Annotated in this window: 13 protein-coding genes, 1 pseudogene and 1 other annotated feature; of the genes and pseudogenes, 4 read left to right on the top strand and 10 right to left on the bottom strand. The window is 71.1% G+C overall.

Features of this window, described 5'->3' with window-relative positions; genetic code table 11:
- Positions 1 to 15: 15 nt before the first annotated feature.
- Positions 16 to 1,026, top strand: coding sequence for a transposase (locus XF36_RS04945; RefSeq protein ID WP_145981260.1), 1,011 nt, complete (start codon positions 16 to 18; stop codon positions 1,024 to 1,026).
- A gap of 130 nt (positions 1,027 to 1,156) precedes the next feature.
- Here XF36_RS04945 and XF36_RS30045 read toward each other — a convergent pair whose 3' ends face one another.
- Both XF36_RS30045 and XF36_RS04940 read right to left on the bottom strand, forming a co-directional pair.
- The gene (locus tag XF36_RS30045; RefSeq protein ID WP_238589130.1) at positions 1,157 to 1,468 is read right to left on the bottom strand and encodes an SDR family NAD(P)-dependent oxidoreductase; all 312 of its coding nucleotides are present in this window, start codon (positions 1,466 to 1,468) and stop codon (positions 1,157 to 1,159) included.
- A gap of 102 nt (positions 1,469 to 1,570) precedes the next feature.
- Positions 1,571 to 2,092 carry a TetR/AcrR family transcriptional regulator gene (locus tag XF36_RS04940; RefSeq protein ID WP_202968476.1) on the bottom strand — a complete coding sequence of 174 codons (522 nt, stop codon included), beginning with the start codon at positions 2,090 to 2,092 and terminating at the stop codon, positions 1,571 to 1,573.
- A gap of 147 nt (positions 2,093 to 2,239) precedes the next feature.
- Here XF36_RS04940 and XF36_RS04935 point away from each other — a divergent pair, with 147 nt between their 5' ends.
- Positions 2,240 to 3,013 (top strand): HARBI1 family protein, encoded by a 774-nt coding sequence (locus XF36_RS04935; RefSeq protein WP_060714430.1) that lies wholly within the window; start codon positions 2,240 to 2,242, stop codon positions 3,011 to 3,013.
- Positions 3,014 to 3,070: 57 nt separating this feature from the next.
- Here XF36_RS04935 and XF36_RS04930 read toward each other — a convergent pair whose 3' ends face one another.
- Positions 3,071 to 4,282 carry an IS256 family transposase gene (locus tag XF36_RS04930; RefSeq protein WP_422662584.1) on the bottom strand — a complete coding sequence of 404 codons (1,212 nt, stop codon included), beginning with the start codon at positions 4,280 to 4,282 and terminating at the stop codon, positions 3,071 to 3,073.
- 236 nt (positions 4,283 to 4,518) lie between these two features.
- On the opposite strand from XF36_RS04930, the pseudogene XF36_RS04920 reads away from it, so the two are divergent.
- Positions 4,519 to 5,794: pseudogene (locus XF36_RS04920) on the top strand (IS3 family transposase).
- Positions 4,828 to 4,962, top strand: a sequence feature (AL1L pseudoknot). Its footprint overlaps the pseudogene before it by 135 nt.
- Before the next feature lie 152 nt (positions 5,795 to 5,946).
- Here the strand turns inward: XF36_RS04920 and XF36_RS30040 are convergent.
- From XF36_RS30040 to XF36_RS04890, 6 genes are all read right to left on the bottom strand, one after another.
- Positions 5,947 to 6,285, bottom strand: coding sequence for a nuclear transport factor 2 family protein (locus XF36_RS30040; RefSeq protein WP_238589283.1), 339 nt, complete (start codon positions 6,283 to 6,285; stop codon positions 5,947 to 5,949).
- Between the two features lie 171 nt (positions 6,286 to 6,456).
- Entirely contained in the window at positions 6,457 to 7,308 is an 852-nt protein-coding gene (gene istB, locus XF36_RS04910) for an IS21-like element helper ATPase IstB (RefSeq protein WP_060713594.1), read from the bottom strand.
- The gene (gene istA, locus XF36_RS04905) at positions 7,305 to 8,564 is read right to left on the bottom strand and encodes an IS21 family transposase (RefSeq protein ID WP_145981219.1); all 1,260 of its coding nucleotides are present in this window, start codon (positions 8,562 to 8,564) and stop codon (positions 7,305 to 7,307) included. The genes istB and istA overlap by 4 nt, the downstream gene beginning before the upstream one ends.
- A 351-nt stretch (positions 8,565 to 8,915) precedes the next feature.
- Positions 8,916 to 9,737: a family 1 encapsulin nanocompartment shell protein gene (locus XF36_RS04900; protein ID WP_060711063.1), complete on the bottom strand. Its 822-nt coding sequence runs from the start codon at positions 9,735 to 9,737 to the stop codon at positions 8,916 to 8,918.
- A 2-nt stretch (positions 9,738 to 9,739) separates the two neighbouring features.
- Positions 9,740 to 10,312, bottom strand: coding sequence for a hemerythrin domain-containing protein (locus tag XF36_RS04895; RefSeq protein ID WP_060711062.1), 573 nt, complete (start codon positions 10,310 to 10,312; stop codon positions 9,740 to 9,742).
- Between the two features lie 10 nt (positions 10,313 to 10,322).
- Positions 10,323 to 11,168 (bottom strand): serine/threonine-protein kinase, encoded by an 846-nt coding sequence (locus XF36_RS04890; protein ID WP_060711061.1) that lies wholly within the window; start codon positions 11,166 to 11,168, stop codon positions 10,323 to 10,325.
- A gap of 359 nt (positions 11,169 to 11,527) precedes the next feature.
- Here XF36_RS04890 and XF36_RS04885 point away from each other — a divergent pair, with 359 nt between their 5' ends.
- On the top strand, positions 11,528 to 12,340 hold the full coding sequence (locus tag XF36_RS04885; RefSeq protein WP_060711060.1) for an LmeA family phospholipid-binding protein: 813 nt from the start codon (positions 11,528 to 11,530) through the stop codon (positions 12,338 to 12,340).
- A 129-nt stretch (positions 12,341 to 12,469) separates the two neighbouring features.
- On the opposite strand, the gene XF36_RS04880 is transcribed toward XF36_RS04885, so the two are convergent.
- Positions 12,470 to 13,969 carry an FAD-dependent oxidoreductase gene (locus XF36_RS04880; protein WP_060711059.1) on the bottom strand — a complete coding sequence of 500 codons (1,500 nt, stop codon included), beginning with the start codon at positions 13,967 to 13,969 and terminating at the stop codon, positions 12,470 to 12,472.
- Positions 13,970 to 13,974: the final 5 nt, after the last annotated feature.

The raw sequence follows: 13,974 nt of genomic DNA, 5'->3' as shown, positions 1-13,974 counted from the left end.
TATCGAACCCGGGACTTGACAACCGATGTCGAGGTTTACGGCCGGCTCAAGCAGGGCGTGGCGTTCAACCACCAAGGCCAGCGGGTCGCCCGCCCGCACGTCGCGACCTGGGCCGACACCGCGGTGGTGCTGGCCGCTGACCTCGGTTCGGGCCGGGATGACCCCCGCGCCACCAGCGCCGAGCTGTTCTACCGGGCGCTGGCCGCGCTCCCCGCGCAGGCGCGGGCGGGGCGAGTCCGCGTGCGTGCGGACGCGGGCTACTTCGCCGGGCAGCTCGCCCGCGCAGCCCTGTTCGTCGGCGTGGAGTTCGCCATCGGCGCCCGACGCATCGCGCCGCTGTGGCGCATCCTCGACGGCGTCGCGGCCGACGGGTGGACCGACGCGATCGACATGACCGGCGCGCAGGTCGCGGTGGCCGACTATTGCCCGAACTGGTGGCCCGCAGCGACCCAGCTGCTGATCCGTCGGGTCCGGCTCGACCTGGACCACGGCCAGGTCTCCGGTGACCCGCGAGCGCGGCGCCGACGCACCCTGCACCCCGCCCAGCGGGCGCTCCCGCTCGACGACCTCGCTACGGTGGCCAAGGTCGACGGGGTGTTCGCCTACTCGTTCATCGTGACCAACCTCGACGTCTCCACACCTGCCGCAGCCGCGCAGGCCGAGTACTGGTACCGCCACCGCACGAAGGTGGAGAACCTGTTCCGCGACACCAAGCACGGCGCCGCGCTGCGCCACCTCCCCTCCGGACACCTCGCGGTGAACCGAGCCTGGATGTGGGGCGCACTCCTGGCCGCCACCACCAGCGGGTGGCTGCACCACCTCACCGCCCGCACCCGCGACGGGCGCCTGGTCGGGCACGGCGTCCGCGGCGGCCAGGCCATGATCGCCACCCTGCGCCGGCGGCTGATCACCATCCCCGCCCGCCTCGTGCGCCACGCCCGCGGCCTCACCCTGCGCCTACCACCCGGCGAGCACCTACTCGCCGAGGTCCTCGCCCGCGTCCGCGCCCTGCCCGCTCCGTCCTGACCCGGCCGCACCGGCCCCGACCAGCACAGGAACCCGCCACCCGAGGCGACACTCGGGCCGCCCGCTTGCCCACCACCCAACTCCCGACCCAAGCAACATCAACTTTGGCCGACCAAGATCAGCTCATGACCTACTCGCGGATTCGGGTCAGAGCAGTTGCGCTGCAACCTTCGCGATCTCCTGACGCAGAAGCTCGCTGGTCAGGTTGAAAAAGGCTCACTGTCGCGTAGAGCGCGTCGAGGTCCCCGAGCCGACCCACGTCGCATCGCACCCCGGTCACCTCAGGTCCGAACTCTGCCTCGACCCTGTCGAGTTCGTCTTGTCGACGGCCTGCGACGAAGACCCGTGCGCCCTCGGCACGGTAGGCGCGCGCGATCTCCCGACCGATACCCGCGTTCCCGCCGGTCACGACTGCGACCTTGTTGTCCAGGACCTTCACCACGATACCCCTGTCACCGTTGTGGACTGTCCGGTCCAGGGAATCTCATATGGACCATCCGGTCCAGAACTCGAGCATCGTGCCCCAGGTCACCCGAGAGAGCGCTCAGGGTGCGGGCAGGAGCCCGTCGAGCAGGGTCTCGGCCAACGCCGACAAGGTGGCCGGGTCCTGACCGACCCGGCCGAGAACGATCAGTCCGAGCTGGCCCGCCAGCACTGCACGGGCGGTGCGGTCCGGGTCGAGATGGGGTGCGACATCGCCCTCGCCCTGCGATCGCCGTACGGCCTCGAGCAACACGGAAGTAGTCGAGGCGTAGCTGCGCCGAGCCTCGGCCGCCACCTCCGAGACGCTCACAGAAAGCTCCATCGCGGTGTTGGCGAGCAGGCAACCCCGACGGGCCTGCTCCCCGCTGGGATCGCGTACAGGTCCGGTGACGAAACCACGGATCACCTCGATCGCGCGGTCGGCCTGCTCCAACCACGTTCGCAGCATCCGGTCGTTGGCCCGGTCGTACTCGCGCAGCACGCGCAGGAACAGGCTCTGTTTATCTCCGAATGCCCCGTACAGACTTCCCTTGCCGAGCCCACTGAGCCTTTCCCAGTAGTGGGGAGCGGCTGGCGGCGACACGCCGGGGGCGTGGAGGTGCTCAACGAGGGTGCGGGACCCCAGTAGAAGAGATCGGTCCGCTCAAAGATCGACTCACCACCGAGGTCCCGCGTGCCCGATCCTGTCACCTACACCGCCGTGCTCCCGATCGGGGAGCCCACCGCGTCCATGTTGTCGCGGCTGTTGGCCGAGGAACGCCTCCGGCGCGGGACCCGGCGCGGGCGTCGGGCGCTGGACTGTGACCGCCACGCGGTGCTGGTGCTGCGCTGGTTCCTCGACGCGACCCGGGTCGCCCAGCTCGCCGCCGACAACCAGCTGAGCCTGTCGAGTACCTACCGCTACCTGCACGAAGGCATCGACGTTCTGGCCGCCGCCGCGCCTGGACTGCCCGGCGCGCTGCTCGCGGCCCGCACCGCCGGGCACACCCACGTTCACCTCGACGGCACCGTGATCCACACTGACCGCTCCCGCACTCCCGGACCGACCCCGGGAGTGGATCTGTGGTGGTCGGGTAAGCACCACGTCCACGGCGGGAACGTTCAGGTCCTCACCGCGCCTGACGGGTGGCCGTTGTGGACCTCCCCGGTGCGCCCGGGCCGCGAGCACGACACCACCTGCGCCCGCGGCCACCCCGGCCTGCTCGACGCGATCGAGGACTGGACCGACGACACCCACGTCGTGCTCGCCGACCTCGGCTACGACGGTGAGAACACCCGCCTGACCTGCCCGTTCAAGACCCCCACCGGCGGCGGACTGTCGGTGGACAAACGCACCGTCAACACGCTGCACTCCGCCGTCAGGGCTGTGGCCGAACGCGGGAACTCCCTGCTCAAGACCACCTTCAAGGCGCTACGTCGGGTCAGCTTCTGCCCCTGGCGGATCGGCGCGATCACCGCCGCCGCGCTCGTCCTGCTCCACGTCGAGCACGACCGAACCACATGATCAACCAGCACCTACTGGGAAGGGCCTGTCTCGTGATCGGTGTTTCGGCGTCGTTGCTCAGTAGGTCTCGGCTCCCGGCCAGCGGTCACCGAACGTGATGGCGAACGCGTTGATCACGGGCTTCCAACGCATCGTCCACCTCGTGCGGCCCGTCCCGGTCGGGTCCAGGCTGCGAGTCACAAGATACAAGCATTTCATCGTAGCCTGCTCAGTGGGGAAATGACCACGCGCCCGCACCGCGCGCCGGTAGCGGGCGTTAAGCGATTCGATCGCATTCGTAGAGCAGATCACCCTTCGAATCTCGACGTCGTAGTCCAAGAACGGCACGAACTCTTCCCACGCGTTGCGCCATAGCCGGATCATCGCCGCGTACTTACGGCCCCATTTCTCGTCGAGCTCATCCATAGCGATAAGTGCTGCATTCGGGTTGGGCGCGGCATAGATTGGTTTGATGTCGCGCTTCACCGCGTCCCAGTCCTGTCGACCCACCAGCCGGAAAGTGTTTCGGATCAGGTGCACGACGCAGGTTTGGACAATGGTTTGCGGCCACACGTTGGCCACGACCTCCGGGAGTCCTTTGAGGCCGTCGCAGACCAGGAACAGCACGTCACGCACGCCGCGGTTCTTCAGGTCGACCAGCACGCTCATCCAGAACTTCGCGCCCTCACTGCCGACGCCCATCCACAGCCCCAGCACGTCCTTGCAGCCGTCCACGGTGACGCCGATGGCTGCGTAGACCGGCCGGTTGGCGACCTGCCCGTCCCGGACCTTGACGTGGACAGCGTCGATGAACACCGCGGCGTACACCGAATCCAACGGCCGACCAACCCAGTCATTCATCTCGGCGACGACCTTGTCGGTGATCCGCGAGACCGTCTCCTTCGATACTGACGCCCCATAGATGTCAGCGAAATGTGCGGAAACCTCCCCGGTCGTCATCCCTTTCACATACAGCGACAGTACGACCTCGTCGACATCTGTGAGGCGCCGCTGACGCTTCTTCACGATCTGCGGCTCGAAAGTGCTGGCCCTGTCTCTCGGAACGTCGATCTCCACGTCACCCGCGGCATCCGAGAGAACCGTCTTCGAGCGGGACCCGTTCCGCACGTTGGTGGATTCCCGGCCGGGGTCGGCCCGGTTCTTGTCGTGCCCGAGGTGCTCGGTCATCTCCTCGTTCAGCGCCGTTTCCAGAACATTCTTGGTAAAGAGCTTCAACAGGCCGTCCGGGCCGGTCAACGCCAGCCCGCGCGCCTTCGCCTCGGCCACCATCGCCGCCGCAGCGGCCCGCTCCGCCGACGCCTGCCGAGCAGGCTTCGGGTCACCCTCGCTTGGATCCACAAGGTCCGATGTCATCACTGTCCGTGCCCATCTCGCCGGACCTCAGCCCGGCGTGTCGGGCCGAAAACACCGATCTTGAAACAGTCCCCCTGACCAGGTTGGCAAAGGCTCAGTGACTCGCCCTGGGTTCGGTGGAGGCTCTTGACCTTGGAAACGAGGATGGAGCCATGCCGAGAGAGCAGTCGCTGGGTAGGCCGACCACGCGTCGGTACTCCGAGGAGAAGGCCGCCGCGGTGCGGATGGTCCGGACCCTGCGCGCGGAGTTGGGCCACGATCACGGGACCGTGAAGCGGGTGGCCGAGCAGCTCGGCTACGGGATCGAGTCGGTGCGCTTGTGGGTCAACCGGGCCGACATCGACGACGGCCACGCTCCCGGTGTCAGTACCGACGAGGCCGCCCGGGTGCGTGAGCTGGAGCAGGAGGTCCGCGAGCTGCGCCGGGCCAACGAGATCCTCAAGCGGGCCGGTTGAGTCCAAGGCGAGTTTCTTCGGGGCGGAGCTCGGCCGCCAGCATCGCAGGTAGTCGTGTTCATCGACGCCCACCGCCACGACGTGGTCGAGGGCAAGCCACTCGGGGTCGAGCCCATCTGCCGGGTCCTGCAGGTGGCCCCGAGCACCTACTACGCCGCCAAGACACGTCCGCTCTCGGCGCGGGCGTGCCGGGACGCGGAGCTCACGCCCCAGCTGGTCACGTTGTGGGAGAACAACTACCGCGTCTACCGAGCCCGCAAGCTCTGGAAGGCAGCCCACCGCGCCGGCCTGGGTGTGGGGCGGGACCAGGTCGCCCGGCTCATGCGTGTGGCCGGGATCGAGGGCGTGCGACGGAGGAAGAAGACTCGCATCACCCGGCCCGATCCGGCCGCCGCCCGGCACCCCGACCTGGTACAACGTCGCTTCCAGGCAGAGGCGCCGAACCGGCTGTGGGGCACCGACCTGACCTACGTCCCGACCTGGGCCGGAGTCGCCTTCGTCTGCTTCATCGTCGACGCGTTTCTCCCGCACGATCGTCGGGTGGCGCGTCGCGCCCCACATGCGTACCAGCATGGTGCTCGACGCCATCGAGATGGCCCGCTGGTCACGCGGCACCCGCCTGGACGGGCTGCGGTGTCACCCCGACGCAGGAGCGCAATTCACATCGGTGCGATACGGCGAGCGGCTCGCCGAGATCGGCGCGGTTCCCTCCATCGGCTCGGTCGGCGACTGGTTCGACAACGCTCTGGCCGAGACCGTGAACGGCTACTACAAGGCCGAGCTGATCCGCGGACCTGCCCGCCAGCAGCCGTGGAAGACCGTCGAGGACGTCGAGCTCGCCACGCTGGGCTGGGTGCACTGGCACAACACCACGCGTCTGCACGGCTACCTCGACGACCGGCCGCCGGCCGAGTACGAGCAGGCGTTCTACGCTGCCCAACGGGACGACCACGAGACGGTCGAAATCCCATGAGCACCGGTCATGGTCAGTCTTCCCGTTCCCATCTTTGGGGTGCCCTGCCGGGGGCACTCACCTACACAATGAGTCGGTTGCTCCTGGCACGGGTGTGCTCGTCGTCGGCGGACGTCGCCTCCAGACGTGGGCACGTCACTCGGCGGGACCGCTCACCGGCCCTGCTGGTCGCGGAGAAGTGCGGCGACCTCATCCCGCGTGTGGTCGTCGGGTTCGTAGCTGGTTCCCTGCTGGTTCAGGCACCGCCAGCCGTCGCTCCCGTCAACCCAGGTTGCGGTGAACCGGGTGTGCTCGGAGAGGTCCTCCCCGTCGTTGGTCACGGAGTGGGTGACGTAGTCGCCGTCGAGCTGGGCGATCGGGCCGTTCACGCGGGCCGCGGCTCGGTGGACGATGTAGGTCGCTCCTGGTTCGAGGCTCCGGACGAGCGTCAGGTAGCCGTCACGGTCGTAGCGGCGGCCGAAGACGCTGACGTAGAGGAACGCCGGGTGCAGGTACTGCTCGAGCTGGTCGACCAGCCTCGACGAGTTCCACCGGGTCCACTGCTGGAAGCGCAGTCGTCGTGCGGTCGCTACCTCGTCGTCCCACGTCCACTGTCAACGGCGGGTTGGGAGTGACCCCGTAGCGACGGATTGGAACTGACCCCCGGCGTGGTGTGGTGATGGTCAGTCGTTGCTGGCGCGGTTGTGTTTGGCCAGGAGCTCGCGTCGGGCGCGGGTGCGGTAGGAGTCCCCGGACAGGGTCAGGACTTCGGCGTGGTGGACGAGGCGGTCGATCATGGCTGCGGCGACGACGTCGTCGGAGAAGGTCTCGCCCCAGCGGCCGAAGGGCAGATTGCTGGTGACCATGACGCTGCCTTGTTCATAGCGGGAAGCGATGAGCTGGAAGAACAGGTTCGCTGCGTCCTGGTCGAACGGGATGTAGCCGACCTCGTCGATGATGATCAGTTTGTAGCGGCGGATCTTCTTCAGCTCGGCCTCGAGCCGGCCGCTCTGGTGCGCGGCGGCGAGTCTGGTGATCCAGTTGCTGGCGGTGTCGAACAGGACCGAGTAGCCGGCGTGGGCGGCTTTGACGCCGAGCCCGATCGCGAGGTGGGTCTTCCCGATCCCGGGCGGGCCGAGCAGGATCACGTTCTCGCACTTGGCGACGAACGTGCTCGTGGCCAGGTGGGCCAGGATGTCGCGGCGCAGCGAGGGCAGATGGTCGAGGTTGAAGTCCTCCAAGGTCTTGACCTGGGGGAAGTGCGCGGTGCGGATCCGCATGACCGTGCCCTTGGACTCGCGGTCGGCGACCTGGCGCTGCAGCAGCGCGCCCAGATACTCCTCGTGCGACCAGTTCTCCTCACGGGCCTGGGCGGCAAGCTGTTCCCAGCTGGCCGCGATGGTCGGGGTCTTCAGGACCCGGGTCAGGTAGGCGATCATCGCCGGCAGTCCGTCGGGGACCGCGGCCAGCACCGGACCGGCCGGCCCCGAGCTCCCAGCGGGGTCGGTGGTGATCTTCGGTGGTGTGGTTGTCATGAGCTGCTCGCTTCCTCGGCAGTGGAGACGAAGTCGACACCGAACAGGGCGTCGTAGTCGGGCAGTGCGCGCAGGGTCACCGGGTGGCCGTCGAGGTGACGGCGTGCTGCGGCCTGTCGGGTGTTGCGGTCGTGGGCCAGGGCGCGGCGCATCGCCGCGGCGGTGTGCTGGTGCGCCGGGTCGGTGATCACCGCGTGGCGGGCCCAGCTGCGGTCGTGACGGGCGACGACCTGGCCGGCGCAGTAGACGACGACCTCGCGCGGTGAGGCGGCGACATCGACGAACCGGCCGATCATCTGCGGATCCACGGAGTAGTCGTTGGCATCGACGCGGACGTAGTAGTCCCGTGCCAGCCGGATCCGCTGGGCCAGCCCGATCGGCGGGTCCAGCGGCGGCAGCGGAGTCATCGCCGCGTAGTCGTGGGCGAGCACGTCCACCGGGCGGCCGCCGATCGCTCGGACGGTGCGGGTGTTGGCCCGGGCCAGCCAGTCGTCGATCTGGTGGTTGAAGTCGGCTGGGGAGGCGAAGCGACGTCCGGGCAGGAACGAGGTCTCGAAGTAGCCGTTGTTGCGTTCGACCAGCCCCTTGAACTCCGGATCCCGCGGTGGGGCAAGCCGGATCCGGGTGGCCAGAGTGCCGGCGAACGCAGCGGCCGGTGCCGAGACCCGCCCGGTCCCGCCGATCGCAGACTCCCGGTCCCAGACCAGCGTGCGGGTCACCCGCCCGACGTCGCTGATCAGCTGCCACATCCCGGACAGGATGTCCCCGGCCTGGCGCGAGGGGATCATCGTCGCGGACAAGAACCGCGAGTAGCCCAGCGTCATCACCAGCACCGGTAGGACCCGTTCCTGGCCTGGGCCGACGGGGATCGTGGTCTCGGGGAACCACAGGTCGCACTGGGTGATCTCGCCCGGTGCGTAGGCGACCCGGTCGACCGGGTCGATCCCGACATACTCGGGGCGGATCTGGCGGATCCGGTCCTTGAGCACGGTCAGCGAGTGCTCCCACCCGATCCGCTCTGCGATCACCGTGGCCGGCATGCGTGGGAACTGCGCCAGCAATGCCCGCACCTGCGGCTCGACCGCATCCGCCAGCGATCCCCGCGGGCCCCGTTCCCGCTTCGGCGGGCCCGGCGCCCGCAACGCGGAGCGCACCGTGTTGCGGGCCACCCCCAGCCGGCGGGCGATCTCCTTGATCGGGACACCCTCGGCCCGATGCAGACGACGGATCTCGGCCCAGTCCTCCACCGACAACACCCCCTCAGCGTCGTGCAGAGGGGGTCAATCCCAAGCCGACGCTAGGGGGTCAGTCTGAGCCCGTCGTCGACATCCACGCGGGCAGCGGTCGGTCGGGACCTCGGGACATCAGGATCTCCGGCTCGGGAAGGGGTCGCGGGATCGGTGCGCTGCCGGACCTACCGCAGGGACACAGCCATCGTGCGAGCGACCGGAGCCATCGCCCGTGCACCTGTCGAGAAAGGAATCCGTCCGGGTCGTGCGCGGCGACGGAGCGTGGATCCGAGGAGCCACGGAGGTCTGGGACCGCCCGACACACGACCGTGCCCCGCCGGACGACGACGGGGCACGGTCTCGCGGACGAGCGGCAGGTCAGCGCAGGCGCACGCTCGCGTCCGGCTCGACGGCACGGAAGGTGAAGCTCTCCTCCAGGTAGAGGTGCACCTCGCGCGCGTCGTGGTCGGAGTAGCCGATCGCCAGGTCCTGGCCGACGTCGAGCAGGAAGTCCCCGCCGCGCTGGCTGACGACGACGGCACCGTCGAGACCGTGTGCGCGCAGGATCTGCCCGCCGAGGATCCGGCTCAGGTGCTCGAACAGCGGGTAGCCGCCGTGCTCGGCGGTCTCCACGATGCGGGTGTAGCCCTCGGGCGCGATCGCCATCGCGTAGGGGCCCTCGATACCGTTGCGGCGCAGCTGGTCCACCGCACGGGCGACGGCCCCCGGGTAGGTCTCGGGGTCGTCGCCCAGGGCCACCGTGTCGTACGGCGAGACGCCCGCGATGCCCTCGAAGCCGGCCTCGGGCCAGCCGTGGAAGATCGCGCGGTTCTCGATCGCGGCGGCCGCGCGGGCGGCGCGGGCGAGGTCGTCGAACTCCGGGTCCTTCGCGCCGCGCTGCAGGTCGTCGATCTCGTCGCGGGAGACCGTGAACGGGACCCGGAACTCGGCGAACGGCTGCACCCGGCGCAGGCGCGCGGTGACGCCGTCACCGGCCACACCGGGCGGCGGCCCGTCGAGCCGCTGCGAGCGGCCGAGGTCGACCGAGGACGTCTGCCAGCCCGCGGTCCCGGTCCAGTCCGCCAGACGACGCCCGGCCAGCAGCGGCGTGAGGCGCTCGCGGGCCTCGTCGTCGACGGCCTTCCAGGCCGTCGTGGGGATCGGCGCCTTCTCCCGCATGAGGTGGTCGTGCACGGCCATGTCTACTTTCCCTTCAGGCTGCCGATGCCGAGCCCGTCGCGGGTCGGGTCGGACGGGTCGATCTCGGCCTGGATCGCCTCGACGTAGTTCTCGGGGTCCTTGTCGGAGTTGTCGAGGCCCGCGGTGGTGGGGTGGGCGTCGAGGAACTCCGCGAACTGCTGGCCGAGGGCATCACGCAGGCCGGTGGTGGCGTTCAGGCGGAAGTTGGCGAGGCCCTCGTTCTCCTCCTCGCCCATGTGCTCGTCGTTCGCACGGCGGGCAGCCCAGACACCCTCCCACCACTGGCCGCTGCCGACCGGGCAGCGCTCGGCCTGCGCCACGCCGTCACGGATCTCGTTGTGGTCCCCGATGGCGTCGAGCGTCTCGTCCTCCGGGTCCTCTCCGTGGGCGAGCAGCTGCGGGTAGAAGATCTTCTCCTCGGCCAGGGCGTGCACGTCGAGGCGCGCGGCGAGCGGCTCCCAGAGGCGGGCGAGCTCACGGGGGTCGGCGTCGCGCGCCTGGAGCTCGTCCAGGGCTGCGAACTGTCGGCGGAACCAGGCGTGGTCGTCGAGGATCAAGGTGGTGATGTCCGGCACCCGCGCCAGGCTACGACGGTCCGGGGCCGCCGGCTCGCCGGAGATCCATCGGTCGCCGGTGGTGCCGGAGGAGCAGGGCGAGGTCGTCGGCGGCCGACCGTTCCTCCGGGTGCCGGCAGGCCGCGGCGGACAACGCCCGGCGCAGCCGGGGCGGCAGCTCCCCGGGGACCCGCGGAGGCCGGTGCAGCCGGGCGACGGCGGACTCCACCGTGGTCCCCGGGTACTCCCGCTCCCCGCTGAGCGCTTCGAGCAGGACCAGGCCCAGGGCGTACACGTCCGCGGCGGGGCCGACCGTCTCACCGGCGACCTGCTCGGGCGCGAGGTAGGCCGCGGTGCCCAGGACGGCGTCGGTCCGGGTCAGCGCCGAGCAGCCCAGCACGCGGGCGACGCCGAAGTCGGTGAGACGTGCCCGGCCGGTCCCGGCGCAGAGCAGGATGTTGGCGGGCTTGACGTCGCGGTGCACCACCCCACGGGCGTGCAGGTGCGCGAGGCCGGACGCGATGTCGGCACCGATCCCGGCGACCTGCTCGACCGGCAGCGGACCATGGGCCAGCCGAGCCGCGAGCGTCCCGCCGACGACGAGCTCGGACACCATGAACGGGCGGCCGCGGTCGACGCCCCCGCCCAGCAGCGGCACCAGGCTCCGGTGGTCCAGGTGCGCCATGGTCCGCAGCTCACGGCACAGGCGGTCGAGGCTGCCGTCCTCGCAGCGGTCGAGGAACAGCTTGACCGCGACCGCCCGGTCCTCGTGCGGGTCCCACGCCCGGTAGACGGTCGCGGTCGACCCGATGCCGACATGGGTCGCGAGGATGTAGCGGCCGGCGATCACGTCGGTCTCCGGGACCGCAGAGCGCATCACTGCCATGACAGACGGTGCCGCCACCACCCGGGCCCGTGTCCAGGCCGGAGCCCGTCCATCACTCTCCCGGGTAGTCCTAAACGCCCCGATGAGGCTGTTCCAGGACCGGATGCCTTGTGGGACACCGGCCGGACGGCGAGGTGCCCGCCCCCGGCCGGTGTCGACCGCGGCACGCGACCGGGGCGACCGTCGACGGCGGGCCGTGCCGTGCGCCGGTGCCGACCGACCGCCGTCGTGCCACCGGCCGACGACGGCGTGCGGGTCGTCGCACATCCCCGACGCGGCCGCGCGGAGGAGCGCCCGGCCTGCGACGCTCGAACCGACCGCGTCCACCGTTCGAGGTAGCCAGCAGCGTCATGGCAGTCGAGACGCCGGCCGGCCCCTCCGCGGCGACGGCCCTGCTCGACGCGGGGACGGCGCCCGGATCGGCGTTGGTCCTGCGCGCGCTGCTGGAGGCCGCGCGGCTGCGCTACGTCGGGCGCCCGACCACGCTGCGCTCCCGCGGGGCCCAGGTGCGGCTGGTGCCGACGGCCGTCGCGTCGTCGGGGCTCGGTGCCCGGGCGCTGACGACCGGGCGGTTCGCCACGGTGACCGTCGCCGCACGCGACGTCGTCCGGCCAGGTCTCACGCTGCGCGGGCTCACCGTGACCGCCGCGGACGTGCGGCTGCGTCCCGGCCTCGCGCCGGAGCTGGTGACCGGCCCGGTGGAGATCGAGGCCGAGCTCGACCCGGCCTGGGTCGCCGGGCGGCTGCGGGAGCACCTCCCGCAGGTCGAGGTGGGTGTCGACGACGACGGCGTCGCCCGGGCCCGGCTGCGTCGCCGTCCCGGGCTCGGGGCCGCCGACCTCGCGGTGTCGGTGGACGGGCACACCCTGTCCTGGAAGGTCACCGGCCTGACCGTCGCCGGGCGGTGGATGGGACCACCCCGCTCGGCGGACACCCGTCGCTCGGTGCGGGCGATGGTCGACCGCAGCCCGCTGGCGGCGATCCGCTCGGGCCGGGCCGACCTCCCCGGGCTGCCCGGCGCGCTGCGGCTGAACGGGCTGGACCTCACCCCCGGAAGGATCCTGGTGCGCGGCACGCTCGACGAGTGGCGCCGCAGCGTCCCGGTCGCGCGGATCGACGACGTGCTGCGCGGCGCGCTGTCCCTGCTCGACCTGAGCCGCTGACCCGGGACGACCGCCCATGGCCGCCCAGCTGGCCCGTGCCCGAGCGGCCCGGCCGTCGATCAGTACCTGAGCGTCGTCGTCCGACAGCGGGACAGCGCTGAGGTACTGATCGACGCGCAGGGTGGGCGGTCAGCTCCGGCGGAGCCGCCGGGTGATGGCGCCCAAGCGGGAGATCGGGCGGCGCGACGGGAGCAGGCCGGCGACGGCGTCGTCGAGCAGGGACCCGATCGTCTCGGCCGCGCAGGTGCGGTTGGTGCCGATCCCCCCGGACGGGCCCCGCTTGATCCAGCCGACGACGTAGTGGCCGGGACGGCCCTCGACGCGGCCGGCGTCGTGCGGGACGACGCCACGGTCGTCGTCGAAGGGCAGGCCGGCGACCGGGCGGCCGCGGTGCCCCACGGCACGCACGACCAGACCGGCCGGGATGTCGGTCCCGTCCGCGGTGTGCACCCCCTGGGCCCGGACGGTGCCGTCGATCCGCTCGGGCGCCGAGTGGAACCGGAACACCACCCGTGGGCGCTCGGCCGGCACCGACCAGTCGATCTTCTCCCGGCGGGCACCGCGCAGCAGCGCGTGCGACGGGGACGCGGCGGGGCCGTCGAGGGACTCGGCGATGCGCGGGTCGTGCTCGTCGACCACGACCTCGACGCCGCTGCGCCCGAGCAGCTCGCGCAGCTCCGGTGCGGTCGCGGCGACGGCGTCGGGGCCGCGGCGGGCGAGCAGCACGACCTCGGTGATCGCACCGGTGCGCAGCGCGGCGAGCGCGGCCGGGTCGATCGGCGTGCCCTCCAGATCGGCGGCCGACGCGGTGAGGACCCGGGCGACGTCGATCGCGACGTTGCCGGTGCCGACCACGACGACGCGCTCCACCGAGGTGTCGACGGCGTCGCGCGGCACGTCGGGGTGGCCGTTGTACCAGCCCACGACGGTGTCGGCGGCGATGCTGCCGGGCAACACCTCCCCCGGCAGGCCCAGGTCGCGCGGCGCGGGCGCACCGACGGCCCAGACCACGGCGTCGTGCCGGGCGGCCAGCTCGTCGGCCGAGACGTCCCGGCCGACCTCGGTGCCCAGCCGCATCCGCACCCGCGGGTGGGAGTGGAACCGGGCGAAGGACTCCCCGATCCCCTTCGTCGACGGGTGGTCGGGCGCGACCCCGAACCGCACCAGCCCGCCCGCGACGTCGAGCCGGTCGTAGAGCGTGACCGTCGACGAGGTGTGCAGCAGCAGATCCTGTGCGGCGTACATCCCGGCGGGCCCGGTCCCGACGACGGCGACGTCGAGCGGGGCCATGTCCGCGGGCAGGGACCGCGTGAACTGCAGCGGGTACCACTCGTGGAACAGCGGGGAGTCGCCCTCCAGCTTCCCGGCGACCGGCTTGCCCTCGAAGTAGTCCGCGTTGACCTCGGCGTACCCGGCGAGCGATGCGCTCAGCCGCTCCACCGGGAAGATCGCGTCCACCGGGCAGGCGTCGGCGCAGGCCCCGCAGTCGATGCACGCCCGCGGGTCGATGTAGAGCATGTCGGTCGTGGCGAAGTCGGCCTCGTCCGGCGTGGGGTGGATGCAGTTGACCGGGCAGGCGGCGACGCACGACGCGTCGGTGCAGCAGGTCTGGGTGATCGCGAAGGGCACGGCCG

Source organism: Pseudonocardia sp. HH130629-09, from assembly GCF_001294645.1.
Lineage (GTDB): Bacteria > Actinomycetota > Actinomycetes > Mycobacteriales > Pseudonocardiaceae > Pseudonocardia.
This window is presented reverse-complemented; position numbering and strand designations above follow the sequence as displayed.

Bases quoted from the DNA above. Each gene is read 5' to 3' on its own strand.
- XF36_RS04900 (WP_060711063.1), bottom strand. From the start codon at position 9,737: ATGGCCGTGCACGACCACCTCATGCGGGAGAAGGCGCCGATCCCCACG.
- XF36_RS04930 (WP_422662584.1), bottom strand. From the start codon at position 4,282: ATGGTGGCCGAGGCGAAGGCGCGCGGGCTGGCGTTGACCGGCCCGGAC.
- XF36_RS04890 (WP_060711061.1), bottom strand. From the start codon at position 11,168: ATGCGCTCTGCGGTCCCGGAGACCGACGTGATCGCCGGCCGCTACATC.
- XF36_RS04885 (WP_060711060.1), top strand. From the start codon at position 11,528: ATGGCAGTCGAGACGCCGGCCGGCCCCTCCGCGGCGACGGCCCTGCTC.
- XF36_RS04935 (WP_060714430.1), top strand. From the start codon at position 2,240: ATGTTGTCGCGGCTGTTGGCCGAGGAACGCCTCCGGCGCGGGACCCGG.
- istB (WP_060713594.1), bottom strand. From the start codon at position 7,308: ATGACAACCACACCACCGAAGATCACCACCGACCCCGCTGGGAGCTCG.